This window comes from Burkholderia sp. AU38729, from assembly GCF_020419725.1.
Taxonomy (GTDB): Bacteria; Pseudomonadota; Gammaproteobacteria; order Burkholderiales; family Burkholderiaceae; genus Burkholderia.
Window position 1 is genome coordinate 121,790 of the sequence record NZ_JAIZQO010000009.1, and the last position, 12,662, is coordinate 134,451.

A 12,662-nucleotide genomic window follows, 5' to 3' on the forward strand; every position below is an offset into this window, starting at 1 on the left:
CAACGAAAAAGCCCGCGCAAGCGGGCTTTTTCTTGTCTGCGAGAAGCCGCGAAAGCCGGCCGATCAATCGTCGGAAGTCGGATCGAGCCCCGGGAACAGCACTTCCGTGAAGCCGAAACGCGTGAAGTCGGTGATCCGCATCGGATACAGCTTGCCGATCAGGTGATCGTATTCGTGCTGGACGACGCGTGCGTGAAAACCGTCGGCCACGCGGTCGATCTTCTCGCCGTACTGGTCGAAGCCGCTGTAGCGCACCTTCGCGTAGCGGCTGACGACGCCGCGCATGCCCGGCACCGACAGGCAGCCTTCCCAGCCCTCTTCCATGTCCGGCGGCAGGTACTCGATCTTCGGGTTGATCAGCACGGTCTCGGGCACCGGCGGCGCGTCCGGGTAGCGGTTGTTGTTGCCGAAGCCGAAGATGATGATCTGCAGCCCGATGCCGATCTGCGGCGCGGCCAGGCCGGCGCCGTTCGCGTGGTGCATCGTCTCGAACATGTCCGCGACGATCTCGTGCAGTTCGGGTGTATCGAACCGCTCGACCGGCTTGGCGACTTCGAGCAGGCGCGGATCGCCCATCTTCAGGATCTCGCGAATCATGGCGTATTACCCTCCAGGAGTTGGTGCAGGCCGTCTTCGTCCAGCACGGGGATGCCGAGTTCCTCGGCCTTCGCGAGCTTGCTGCCGGCTTCGGCGCCCGCGACCACGTAATCCGTCTTCTTCGACACCGAACCGGCCACTTTCGCGCCCGCCGCTTCGAGCATTTCCTTCGCGGCATCGCGCGTGAGCGTCGGCAGCGTGCCCGTCAGCACGACCGTCTTGCCGGCCAGCACGCCCTGCGGCGCCTTCGGCGCGGGCGGCCCTTCCGGCCACGTCACCTTGCCCGGCGCGCGCAACTGCTCGATCACGGTCCGGTTGTGCTCTTCCGCGAAGAACTGGTGCAGCGACTCGGCGACGATCGGCCCGACGTCGTTGACTTCGAGCAGTTCTTCGATCGACGCGTCCATGATCGGCGTCAGCGAGCCGAAATGCTTGGCGAGATCCTTCGCGGTCGATTCGCCCACGTGACGGATGCCGAGCCCGTAGATGAAGCGCGCGAGCGTCGTATGCTTCGCCTTCTCGAGCGAGTCGAGCAGGTTCTGTGCCGACTTCTCGGCGAACCGGTCGAGCTCGGCGAGCGTCGCAAAGCCGAGATTGAACAGGTCGGCCGGCGTGCGCACGAGATTCAGCTCGACGAGCTGGTCGATGATCTTCTCGCCGAGCCCGTCGATGTCGAGCGCGCGGCGCTGCGCGAAATGCCACAGCGCCTGCTTGCGCTGCGCCGGGCAGAACAGGCCGCCCGTGCAACGCGCGATCGCTTCGTCCGGCAAGCGCTCGATCTTCGAGCCGCACACCGGGCATTCGGTCGGCATCACGAATTCGGCCGCATCGGCCGGGCGCCGGTCGAGCAGCGCGCCGACCACCTCGGGGATCACGTCGCCCGCGCGGCGCACGATCACGGTATCGCCGATCCGGATGTCCTTGCGGCGCACCTCGTCCTCGTTGTGCAGCGTCGCGTTCGTCACGGTCGCGCCGCCGACGAATACGGGCTCGAGGCGCGCGACCGGCGTGATCGCGCCGGTGCGGCCGACCTGCACGTCGATCGCGACGAGCTTGGTCAGCGCCTCCTGTGCGGGGAACTTGTGCGCGAGCGCGAAGCGCGGCGCGCGCGACACGAAGCCGAGACGCTCCTGTTCGTCGCGCCGGTTGACCTTGTAGACGACGCCGTCGATGTCGTACGGCAGCGACTCGCGCTTCTCGCCGACCTTGCGGAAGAAGTCGAGCAAGCCCTCGGCGCCGTGCACGACCGCGCGCTCGCGGTTCACGGGCAGGCCGAGCGACTCGTACCAGTCGAGCAGCGCGCTGTGCGTATCGGGCATCGGCATCCCGTCGAGCACGCCGATCCCGTACGCGAAGAACGACAGCGGACGCTGCGCGGTGATCTTCGAGTCGAGCTGGCGCAGGCTGCCGGCCGCCGCGTTGCGCGGGTTCGCGAATTCGCGCTGCTCGGCCGCGCGCTGGCGTTCGTTCAGGCGTGCGAAATCGCGCTTGAACATCAGCACCTCGCCGCGCACGTCGAGTACAGCCGGCACGTTCTTGCCCTTCAGCTTCAGCGGAATCGAACGGATCGTGCGCACGTTCTCGGTCACGTCCTCGCCCGTGGTCCCGTCGCCGCGCGTCGATGCCTGGACGAATACGCCCTGCTCGTAGCGCAGCGAGATCGCGAGACCGTCGAACTTCAGCTCGCATGCGTATTCGACGGGCTCCGTCACCGAGCCGGCGAGATCGGTCGTCTTGTCGAGCGCGTCGGCGACACGCTTGTCGAATGCGACGATGTCCTCGTCCGCGAAACCGTTGTTCAGCGACAGCATCGGCGCGTCATGGACGACCGGCGTGAAGCCGCCGGCCGCCTCGCCGCCGACACGCTGCGTCGGCGAATCGGGCGTCACGAGTTCCGGATGGTCGGCTTCGAGCTGCTGCAGTTCGCGGAACAGCCGGTCGTATTCGGCGTCGGGCAGATCCGGCTGGTCGAGCACGTAGTAGGCGTAGTTCGCCCGCTCGAGTTGATCGCGCAGCCACGCGGCGCGCGCGTCGGGCTGGCTGGCTGGCGGTTCGGCTTGGGTTCGGGCCATGCTGGCGGCAGAGTCGTTCTGAAAAATCGGAATTCCGATTATCTCAGTTTGACGCCGCAGCGGGGGCACGCGATGCGAGCCGCGCGGGCCCGCTGCAGTGCACACGAGCACGGTGCATTGCAGCGACGGGCGACGGCGCCGAAAGCCGCCGCCCGCCGGGCGCGCGTTACTGGCTGAAGAGGCGGCGCGTGACCGGCGAACCGGCCGGGATGCCGGCTTCCTCGAGCTTCGCGTACAGCTTCATCAGTTGCTGATCGATCGCGACCAGCGTCGATTCCGGCAGCGGCCGCCGCGAATCGTCGACGACCCGCGCGCCGATCCGCTCGGACAGCGACTTCGCGTAGTCGCACATCAGCCGGAACGGCAGGATGTCCTCTTCGGCGACCGGCACGTCGAGCACCAGCGTGATCATGTTGCCGCCCTTGTACGTGAGGTCGTCGCGCAGGAAGTTCGTGTCGCCGAACTGCAGCATGAACACGGGGTTCTGCTTCGCGTCGAGCTTCACGAAACGCGTGCCGTCGCGCGACAGCAGCAGCCCGTCCTGCGACGCGACCGCCTGCACGTAGTTCGCCGACCACGGCGCGCCGTCCGACATCACGTTGATCGACAGCTGCGCGTCGCACTGCGCGGCGAACGCGTCGAGCTCGCGCGCCATCGCGACCGTTTCCATCATGTCCGGGAATTCCGGCGCGCCGTCGATCGCGTCGGCGAACTGCTGGACGCCCGTCACGAATTCGGAGAACTCGAGCTCGTTCAGCGCACCGCTGCGGTTCGCGAGCTGCGCGGCCGCGCGCAGCTCCTCGTAGCGCACGCCGTTCTGCAGCAACTCCCACTGGCCGCCTTCCGGCTTGCCTTCGATGTGCACGGGCTTGCTGCCCGCGCGGCGCAGCCGCTGCGCGGCCGGCAGGATCTTGTCGCCCGGCAGCGACCCGCCGAGGCGGATCGGCACGATGCAGTCGATCCGGCGGTCGACGATCGCCGGCGGAGCCGACGAGATCGTCGTGGCGGCCGGCAGCACGGGTTCGGCCGGCTCTGCCGGTTCAGCGTGCGTGTCGTGGGCGGAAGCCGGTGCGGCTGCCTCGCCGGCAACCGGCTCGACCGACTCGGCCGGTGCATCGATACCGGTCGCCTCGGCCTGCAGATCGGCCGGCGTATCGGCAGGTGCCGCTCCACCGAACGTCGGCTCGACGCGCGCGACTTCGGCCGGCGTGCCGCCCGTGGCGGCCGCCGGGGCCGGTGCCGCGGGCTCACGCCGCACCGGCTGGCGCACCGGCTCGATGAACGGCAATTCTTCCTCGCGCTCGGGGCGGTTCATCGCCTCGGCCGCTTCCTCCGGCATCGGGCGCGGCATCCTGCGCCGCACCTTCGCGCCCTGCCATGCGTTGTAGACCACGACGCCGCCCACCACGACGGCGCCCGCGCCGATCAAACCGAGTGTCAACTCGTCCATGCACGCTCCATCAGCAATTCTTGTTCGTCGGAACCGCGAACGGGCGCCCATGCGCCGCGCGAACGCGGTCCGGTTTCGTCAAACGTCAATTCTGGGCAAAACCCGCGGCGGTTTCCATGTCCACCGCAACGATCCGCGACACGCCCTGCTCCTGCATCGTCACGCCGATCAGCTGCTGCGCCATTTCCATCGCGATCTTGTTGTGCGAGATGAACAGGAACTGCGTCTTGTCGGACATCGCGCGCACGAGATTCGCGAAACGCTCGGTGTTTGCGTCGTCGAGCGGCGCGTCGACCTCGTCGAGCAGACAGAACGGCGCCGGGTTCAGCTGGAACATCGCGAACACCAGTGCGGTCGCGGTCAGCGCCTTCTCGCCGCCCGACAGCAGGTGGATCGTCGCGTTCTTCTTGCCCGGCGGCTGCGCCATCACCTGCACGCCGGCGTCGAGGATTTCGTCGCCCGTCATGATCAGCTTCGCCTGGCCGCCGCCGAACAGGCGCGGGAACAGGTCGCTGAAGTGACGGTTGACCTCGTCGAAGGTGCCCTGCAGCAGCGTGCGGGTTTCCTGGTCGATCTTGTGGATTGCGTCCTCGAGCGTCGTGATCGCGTCGATCAGGTCGGCCGACTGCGCGTCGAGGAACACCTTGCGCTCACTCGCGGCCTTCAGCTCGTCGAGCGCGGCCATGTTCACCGGGCCGAGCGCGTTGATCGCGTTGTTCAGGCGCGTGACCTCGCCCTGCAGGTACGACGGCTTCAGATCCGGCGTGAGCTTCGCGGACAGCGCCACCTCGTCGACCTCGGCCGTCACGAGCTGCTCGGCGAACTGCTCGACCGACAGGCGCGCGGCCTGCTCCTTCAACTGCAATTCGGTGATGCGGTCGCGCAACGGCTGCAGCGAGCGCTCGGCGACGAGGCGCTGCTCGTCCGACGCACGCAGCTTCGCGGTCAGGTCGTCGAGTTCGATCCGCGCGGCCTGCAGCGCCTCTTCCTTCACCGCGCGAATCTCGAGCGCGTCCTGCAGGCCCGTGTGCGCGGTCTGCTCGTTGATCGTCTCGAGCTCGGCGCGTGCGTCTTCCAGCGACGCGGCGACGCGCTCGCTCTGCTCGTGCGCGACCTGGATGCTGCGCTTGAGCTCGTCGATCCGCGTCACGGCATTGCGTGCGGCGAAGCGCGCGTCGTTCGCGCCGCGCTCCAGGTCACGCGCTTCCTGACGCGCCTGCGTCAGCGATTCGTCGAGCGCCTCGAATGCGAGCTGATTGTCCTCGAAGCGCGCCTGCAGTTCGGCCAGTTCGCCGTCGAAACGCTCGAAATTCGCTTCCGACTCCGCGCGCATCGCGCGCTGCTCTTCGATCTGCGCGCCGATTTCCTCGAGTTCCTCGCGGATCTGCGTGCTGCGCTGCGTGTAACGTTCGTGCGCCTGCGCAAGCTTCAGCACGTCCATCTGCAGCGCATGCACGCGCTGCGTCGCACGCTCGGCCTGCGCGCGCACGTCGCCGAGCGCCTGCGTGGCCTGCGTGTGAGCGGCCTCCGCGCGGACAGCGGCCGTGCGCGCCTCGTCGGCGAGCAGCGCCTGCGCGCGCACCTGGCGCGTCAGGTTTTCGATTTCCTGCTGGCGGGCCAGCATCCCGGCCTGCTCCGAATCGGCCGCATACAGCTGCACGCCGACGCGCGTGACGATATGGCCGGCCTTGACGACGAACGCGCCGCCTGCCGGCAGCTGCGTGCGCGTCGCAAGCGCCTGCGCGACGTCGTCGGCGACGTACACGTTGCCGAGCCAGTCGTTCAGCACCGCGCGGATGCCCGCATCGTCGATGCGCACGAGCGACAGCACCGGACGCAGACCGGCCACGGCCGCCGGCGGTTCACCGGCCGCGGGCGGCGCATAGAACGCCAGCTTCGCGGGCGGTGCGTCGGTGGCAAAAGCCTTCACCCAGTCGAGATTCGACACTTCGAGCGCGGCCAGGCGCTCGCGCAGCACGGCCTCGAGCGCGGCTTCCCAGCCCGCTTCGACGTGCAGTTTCTTCCACAGACGCGGCAGTGCGCCGAGCTCGTGCTTGTCGAGCCACGGCTGCACCTTGCCTTCGGTCTGAACATTTTCCTGCAACTGCTTCAGCGCGGCGAGACGCGCCTCGAGCTGGTGGATCTGCGCGGCTTCGGCCTGCACGCGCTCCTGCGCGGCACGGCGTTCGCCATCGAGGCGCGGCACCGTTTCCTGCGCGTCGGCGAGGCGCGCCTGCGCTTCGGCCAGGATCTCTTCCTGCTCGGCGAGCTGCATGCGCAGCTCTTCGAGCTGAGCCTCGTCCGGCGCGTCGAGCCCACCCGCTTCGCTCTTCAGGCGCTCATGGCGCTGCTGCAGCTGCTGGAGCTGCTGGTCGGCGTTGCGCTGGTGCGCGGCTTCGAGCTTCAGCGACTGTTCGGTCTGCGCGATCCGCGCGCGCTCGTCGTTGAGCTGCGCCTGCGCATCGCGGAACTTCGCTTCGAGCGCCGGCAGCGCATCGTGCTTCGCGGCGGCGTTGTCTTCGGCGAGCGCGGCCTTCTCGTCGGCCATTGCGCGCGCTTCTTCGGCTTCCTCGAGCTCGTCCTGCGCCTTCTCGGCCTGCGCGCGCCATTGCTCGCGCTGCGCATTCAGTGCGGCGATCTGCGCCTGCACGCGATTGCGCGATTCGACGATGAACTTGATCTCGGCTTCGAGGCGGCTCACCTCGGCGTTCGCTTCGTAGAGCGAACCCTGCGCGCCCTGCATCGCGTCGCTTGCCGAATAATGGGCGACGCGCAGCGTCTCGAGCTGCGCCTCGACCTCGCGCAGCTTCGCCGTTTGCGCCTCGAGGTCGATCTGCGCCTGTTCGATCGCGCGCTGCTGCTTCTGCTGCTCGCCGGCGGCCTCGTTCTTGCGCAGCAGCCACAACAGGCGCTGCTTCTCCTCGCCGTCGGCGACGAGTTCCTTGTACTTGGTGGCAACGACAGCCTGCGCCTCGAGCTTCTCGAGGTTCGCGCCGAGTTCGCGGACGATGTCCTCGACGCGGGTCAGGTTCTCGCGCGTGTCATGCAGGCGGTTCTCGGTCTCGCGGCGGCGTTCCTTGTACTTCGACACGCCCGCGGCTTCCTCGAGGAACACGCGCAGCTCTTCCGGCTTCGCCTCGATGATCCGGGCGATCATGCCCTGCCCGATGATCGCGTACGCACGCGGCCCGAGGCCGGTGCCGAGGAAGATGTCCTGGATGTCGCGGCGGCGCGCCGGCAGGTTGTTGATGTAGTAACTCGACGTGCCGTCGCGCGTCAGCACGCGCTTCACGGCGATCTCGCCGTACTGGCCCCACTGGCCGGCCGCGCGGCCGTCGGAGTTGTCGAAGATCAGTTCGACACTGGCCCGGCTGCCGGGCTTGCGGGCGGTCGAGCCGTTGAAGATCACGTCCTGCATCGATTCGCCGCGCAGCTCGGAAGCGCGCGACTCGCCGAGCACCCAGCGCACGGCATCGATGATGTTGGACTTGCCGCACCCGTTCGGGCCCACCACGCCGACAAGCTGGCCCGGAACCTGGAAATGCGTGGGATCGACAAAGGATTTGAAGCCAGCGAGTTTGATCGAGCTCAGACGCACGGCGGTATCGGATGTGAAGAAGGTGTGAAACGGACGGAGCCGCACTGCGCGAGGCCGGACAGCCCATGCGCGCGATGCGCTCCGGAATTCAAAAGCGGGGCCGCGCGCATACAGCGTTGGGCCCCGCAAACGGCTTCCATCATACCATCGCGCGTGCGGCGTCCCGACCGTCGCCGGGTTTGTCCGGTGCCGGCGCGGCACGATGGACCCGGCTCGACAGCAGCGTCGCCAGCACGATGCACGCGCCGCCCGCCCACTCGCGCGCGCTCGGCAGCTCGTTCGCGAACACCCAGGCCGACAGCGCGGTGATCACGATCTCGAACAGCATGATGATCGACGCACGGTTGGCCGGCACGCGCGCCAGCCCGTACTGCACGAGCAGGTTGTTCGACGCCATCGTCACGCCGATCGCGACGATGATCAGCACGGCCGTGCCGAGGTGGCCGCCCGCCGGCGCAGCCGGGATCCCCTCGAACAGCGACGCGATCGCGCCGAACACCGCCGCGCCGCCGAACAGCGTCGCGGTACGCATCTCGGCGCGCATCTCCGGCAACTCGCGGCTCGCCTTGATCACGAGCACGTTGCTCATCGCGAAGCTCAACCCGGCCGCGAGCCCGGCCCATTCGGCCGGGGTGGCCGGCAGCGGCAGGCCGAGCGTCGGCGACCACAGCATCAGCATCGCGCCGCCGATCGACAGCGCCGCGAGCCCCGCGCCGGCCCAGGTCAGCCGCTCGCGCAGCAGGAAGTGCGCGTAGATCGCGGTCCATGCGGGGGTCAGGTAGAACAGCAGCATCACGCGCAGCACCTCGCCGTGGATCGTCCCCCACACGAACCCGAGGTTCGTCACGCCGGCCGTCACCGCGATGCCGGGCAGCACCCAGTGCCAGCGCAGCGTCGCGATCGTGCGGTGGCGCGCGACGATCACGAACAGGAAGGCGACGAGGCTCGTCAGCGCGCTCGCCAGCGTGCCCGTCACGCCGAGCGACGCCAGGATCCGCAGCGGATACCAGATCAGGCCCCATACCGATGCGCCGACCAGGATGGCCAGCGTCGGCAGGCTGCCGCGTACCGCGTTATTCATTTGGTTCAATACCCTTTATTCGACCGGCCCGGCCGCCGTTCCGGCAGGCCGTGACCGCATTCCGTCACGCTATAATCGTCCGTTGCGACCCGCGCGCCGTCGGCGCCCGTTCGCAGCCGCGCGGCGCGCCCGCCGCTTCTTTCGCTCCAACCGGCCGCGATGGCCGCTTCGCCCGTGAACCCTCGACTCGACTCGCTCCAGCCCTATCCCTTCGAAAAGCTGCGCGCCCTGTTCAAGGACGTGACGCCCTCCGGCGCCCTCAAACCGATCAGCTTCGGCATCGGCGAGCCCAAACATGCGACCCCGGCGCTGATCCGCGACGCCGTGGTAGCCGCGCTCGACGGCCTCGCGTCGTACCCGGCCACCGCCGGCTCGGACGCGCTGCGCACATCGATCGCGCACTGGCTCGAGCGCCGCTACGGGCTGCCGGCCATCGATCCGGCCACGCAGGTGCTGCCCGTGTCGGGGTCGCGCGAGGCGCTGTTCTCGCTCGCGCAGACGGTGATCGACGCACGCCCGGCCGAACAGGGCGAGAAGGCGATCGTACTCTGTCCGAATCCTTTCTATCAAATTTACGAGGGCGCGGCGCTGCTGGCCGGTGCCGAACCCTATTTCGCGAACAGCGACCCGGCCCGCAACTTCGCGTGCGACTACGCGTCCGTGCCCGACGCAGTCTGGGCGCGCACGCAGCTGCTGTACGTCTGCTCGCCGGGCAACCCGACGGGCGCCGTGCTGACGCTCGACGACTGGCGCGAGCTGTTCACGCTGTCCGACCGCCACGGTTTCGTGATCGCGTCCGACGAGTGCTATTCGGAAATCTATTTCGACGAAGCGGCGCCGCCGCTCGGCGGCCTCGAGGCCGCGCACCGCCTCGGCCGCGGCTTCGAGCGGCTCGTGATGCTGTCGAGCCTGTCGAAGCGCTCGAACGTGCCGGGCATGCGCTCGGGCTTCGTCGCCGGCGACGCGGCGCTGCTGAAGAAATTCCTGCTGTACCGCACGTACCACGGCGCGGCGCTGTCGCCGGTCTGGCAGCACGCGAGCATCGCCGCGTGGAACGACGAGGCGCACGTGCGCGAGAACCGCGCGCTGTACCTGCAGAAGTTCAATACCGTCACGCCGATGCTGGCCGACGTGATCGACGTGAAGCTGCCCGACGCGGCGTTCTACCTGTGGGCCAACGTGTCGCGCACCGGGCTGTCGGACACCGAGTTCGCCCGCCGCCTGTACGCCGACTATAATGTGACGGTTCTGCCCGGCTCGTACCTGGCGCGTGATGCGCACGGCACGAATCCGGGCCGCGATTTCATCCGGATCGCGCTCGTCGCGGGCACCCCCGAATGCGTCGAGGGCGCGCAACGCATCGTCGATTTCTGCCGCTCTCTCGCGCGGTAATCGTCCATCCGATCAATTCCATCCATCTCCTGCGAAAACGAACATGTCGCAACAACTTCAGCAAATCATCGATACCGCCTGGGACAACCGCGCCGAGCTGTCGCCGAAGGCCGCACCGGCCGACGTCCGCGAAGCCGTCGCGCACGCGATCGAGCAGCTCGACAAAGGCGCGCTGCGCGTGGCCGAGAAGATCGACGGCAACTGGACCGTGCACCAGTGGCTGAAGAAGGCCGTGCTGCTGTCGTTCCGCCTGGAGGACAACGCGCCGATGCCCGCCGGCGGCTACTCGCAGTTCTACGACAAGGTGCCGTCGAAGTTCGCGAACTACACCGCCGAAGATTTCGCCGCGGGCGGCTTCCGCGTCGTCCCGCCGGCCATCGCGCGCCGCGGCTCGTTCATCGCGAAGAACGTCGTGCTGATGCCGTCGTACACGAACATCGGCGCGTACGTCGACGAAGGCACGATGGTCGACACGTGGGCCACGGTCGGTTCGTGCGCGCAGATCGGCAAGAACGTGCACCTGTCGGGCGGCGTCGGCATCGGCGGCGTGCTCGAGCCGCTGCAGGCAAACCCGGTCATCATCGAAGACAACTGCTTCATCGGCGCGCGCTCGGAAGTCGTCGAAGGCGTGATCGTCGAGGAAAACTCGGTGATCTCGATGGGCGTGTACCTCGGCCAAAGCACGAAGATCTACGACCGCGAGACGGGCGAAGTCAGCTACGGCCGCATCCCGGCCGGCTCGGTCGTCGTCGCCGGCAACCTGCCGTCGAAGGACGGCTCGCACAGCCTGTACTGCGCGGTGATCGTCAAGAAGGTCGATGCGAAGACCCGCGCGAAGGTCGGCCTGAACGAGCTGCTGCGAGGCGACTGATGGCAAAGCCGCACACCGTGGTCGTCTACGGCATTCCGAACTGCGACACCGTGAAGAAGGCCCGCGTGTGGCTCGACGATCACGGCGTCGAATTCGAGTTTCACGACTTCAAGAAGCTCGGTGTCAGCGCACCGCTCGTCGAGGACTGGCTGAAGGACGTGTCGCTCGACGCGCTCGTCAACAAGCGCGGCACGACGTGGCGCGGCCTGGACGACGCGATGAAGGCGGCCGCCGAAACGAAGGCCGGCGCGGTCGCGCTGATGATCCACAAGCCGTCGGTCATCAAGCGCCCCGTGCTGGTGGTCAACGGCCGCGTGAAGTCGCTCGGCTTCGTGGCCGATCAATACGCGGCGCTGTTTGCCGCATAGGGCTGCCCGCGCTGCGCCTGTCGGCGCAGCCCGACGTCTTGTCGCTGCCGGCCACCGCGCCGGCATTTTTTATCGAAAGTGGTCCGAACCATGTCCGCCACCCTAGCCCTTACCGAACAGCTGATCGCCCGCGCATCCGTGACGCCCGACGACCAGCATTGCCAGCAGATCATGACCGAGCGCCTCGCCGCGCTCGGCTTCGAATGCGAGACCATCGCGTCGCACGGCGTGACCAACCTGTGGGCCGTCAAGCGCGGCACCGACGGCCGCGACGGCAAGCTGCTCGCGTTCGCGGGCCACACCGACGTCGTGCCGACCGGCCCGCTCGAGCAATGGAGCTCGCCGCCGTTCATCCCCGCCCATCGTGACGGCAAGCTGTACGGCCGCGGCGCGGCCGACATGAAGACGTCGCTCGCGGCGTTCGTCGTCGCGTCCGAGGAATTCGTCGCAGCGCATCCCGGCCACCGCGGCGCGATCGCGTTCCTGATCACGAGCGACGAGGAAGGCCCCGCCACCGACGGCACCGTGAAGGTCGTCGAGCTGCTCGAAGCACGCGGCGAGCGCATGGACTACTGCATCGTCGGCGAGCCGACGTCGACCGCCGAGCTCGGCGATGTCGTGAAGAACGGCCGCCGCGGCTCGATGTCGGGCGAACTCGTCGTCAAGGGCGTGCAGGGCCACATCGCGTATCCGCACCTCGCGAAGAACCCGATCCACCTGCTCGCGCCGGCGCTCGCCGAGCTCGCCGCCGAGCAGTGGGACGAAGGCAACGAATACTTCCCGCCGACCACCTGGCAGGTGTCGAACCTGCATGCCGGCACCGGCGCGACCAACGTGATTCCCGGCCACGCCGACCTGCTGTTCAACTTCCGCTTCTCGACCGCCAGCACCGTCGAAGGCCTGCAGGCACGCGTGCACGCGATCCTCGACAAGCATGGCCTCGAATACACGCTGAAGTGGTCGGTGAGCGGCCTGCCGTTCCTCACGCCGCGCGGCGAGCTGTCGGGCGCGCTGGAAAACGCGATCCGCACCGAGACCGGCATCACGACCGAGCTGTCGACCACGGGCGGCACGTCGGACGGCCGTTTCATCGCGCGCATCTGCCCGCAGGTGATCGAGTTCGGCCCGCCGAACGGCAGCATCCACAAGATCGACGAGCACATCGAAGTGCGCTTCGTCGACCCGCTGAAGAACGTGTACCGCCGCGTGCTCGAACAACTGATCGCCTGATGG

General features: G+C 68.1%; 9 protein-coding genes. 4 read left to right on the forward strand and 5 right to left on the reverse strand.

Going from position 1 to position 12,662, the window contains the following annotated elements:
* Positions 1 to 63 precede the first annotated feature (63 nt).
* The 5 genes from def to LGM56_RS23675 all read right to left on the reverse strand — a co-directional run bounded on the left by def (position 64) and on the right by LGM56_RS23675 (position 8,798).
* Positions 64 to 597 carry a peptide deformylase gene (gene def, locus LGM56_RS23655; RefSeq protein WP_089495104.1) on the reverse strand — a complete coding sequence of 178 codons (534 nt, stop codon included), beginning with the start codon at positions 595 to 597 and terminating at the stop codon, positions 64 to 66.
* Complete coding sequence (ligA, locus tag LGM56_RS23660; protein WP_226206904.1) at positions 594 to 2,669, reverse strand: NAD-dependent DNA ligase LigA; 2,076 nt, start codon at positions 2,667 to 2,669, stop codon at positions 594 to 596. Before ligA ends, def begins: the two co-directional genes overlap by 4 nt.
* 166 nt (positions 2,670 to 2,835) lie before the next feature.
* The gene (locus LGM56_RS23665) at positions 2,836 to 4,119 is read right to left on the reverse strand and encodes a cell division protein ZipA C-terminal FtsZ-binding domain-containing protein (RefSeq protein ID WP_089495105.1); all 1,284 of its coding nucleotides are present in this window, start codon (positions 4,117 to 4,119) and stop codon (positions 2,836 to 2,838) included.
* An 85-nt stretch (positions 4,120 to 4,204) separates the two neighbouring features.
* Positions 4,205 to 7,717, reverse strand: a complete 3,513-nt coding sequence (gene smc / locus LGM56_RS23670) for a chromosome segregation protein SMC (RefSeq protein WP_175237113.1) — start codon at positions 7,715 to 7,717, stop codon at positions 4,205 to 4,207.
* Positions 7,718 to 7,856: 139 nt separating this feature from the next.
* Positions 7,857 to 8,798 (reverse strand): DMT family transporter, encoded by a 942-nt coding sequence (locus LGM56_RS23675; protein ID WP_089495106.1) that lies wholly within the window; start codon positions 8,796 to 8,798, stop codon positions 7,857 to 7,859.
* A 159-nt stretch (positions 8,799 to 8,957) separates the two neighbouring features.
* Here LGM56_RS23675 and dapC point away from each other — a divergent pair, with 159 nt between their 5' ends.
* From dapC to dapE, 4 genes are all read left to right on the forward strand, one after another.
* On the forward strand, positions 8,958 to 10,190 hold the full coding sequence (gene dapC / locus LGM56_RS23680; protein ID WP_226206905.1) for a succinyldiaminopimelate transaminase: 1,233 nt from the start codon (positions 8,958 to 8,960) through the stop codon (positions 10,188 to 10,190).
* 43 nt (positions 10,191 to 10,233) lie between these two features.
* The gene (gene dapD / locus LGM56_RS23685) at positions 10,234 to 11,061 is read left to right on the forward strand and encodes a 2,3,4,5-tetrahydropyridine-2,6-dicarboxylate N-succinyltransferase (protein WP_014896723.1); all 828 of its coding nucleotides are present in this window, start codon (positions 10,234 to 10,236) and stop codon (positions 11,059 to 11,061) included.
* Complete coding sequence (locus LGM56_RS23690) at positions 11,061 to 11,429, forward strand: ArsC family reductase (RefSeq protein WP_069248286.1); 369 nt, start codon at positions 11,061 to 11,063, stop codon at positions 11,427 to 11,429. Before dapD ends, LGM56_RS23690 begins: the two co-directional genes overlap by 1 nt.
* 90 nt (positions 11,430 to 11,519) lie before the next feature.
* Positions 11,520 to 12,659, forward strand: a complete 1,140-nt coding sequence (gene dapE / locus LGM56_RS23695; protein ID WP_226206906.1) for a succinyl-diaminopimelate desuccinylase — start codon at positions 11,520 to 11,522, stop codon at positions 12,657 to 12,659.
* The last annotated feature ends 3 nt before the right edge of the window (positions 12,660 to 12,662 follow it).

What these genes read in the sequence shown, in the direction of transcription:
- dapC (WP_226206905.1), top strand. Translation starts at nt 8,958, where the DNA reads ATGGCCGCTTCGCCCGTGAACCCTCGACTCGACTCGCTCCAGCCCTAT.
- dapE (WP_226206906.1), top strand. Translation starts at nt 11,520, where the DNA reads ATGTCCGCCACCCTAGCCCTTACCGAACAGCTGATCGCCCGCGCATCC.
- LGM56_RS23690 (WP_069248286.1), top strand. Translation starts at nt 11,061, where the DNA reads ATGGCAAAGCCGCACACCGTGGTCGTCTACGGCATTCCGAACTGCGAC.
- LGM56_RS23665 (WP_089495105.1), bottom strand. Translation starts at nt 4,119, where the DNA reads ATGGACGAGTTGACACTCGGTTTGATCGGCGCGGGCGCCGTCGTGGTG.
- ligA (WP_226206904.1), bottom strand. Translation starts at nt 2,669, where the DNA reads ATGGCCCGAACCCAAGCCGAACCGCCAGCCAGCCAGCCCGACGCGCGC.
- LGM56_RS23675 (WP_089495106.1), bottom strand. Translation starts at nt 8,798, where the DNA reads ATGAATAACGCGGTACGCGGCAGCCTGCCGACGCTGGCCATCCTGGTC.
- dapD (WP_014896723.1), top strand. Translation starts at nt 10,234, where the DNA reads ATGTCGCAACAACTTCAGCAAATCATCGATACCGCCTGGGACAACCGC.
- def (WP_089495104.1), bottom strand. Translation starts at nt 597, where the DNA reads ATGATTCGCGAGATCCTGAAGATGGGCGATCCGCGCCTGCTCGAAGTC.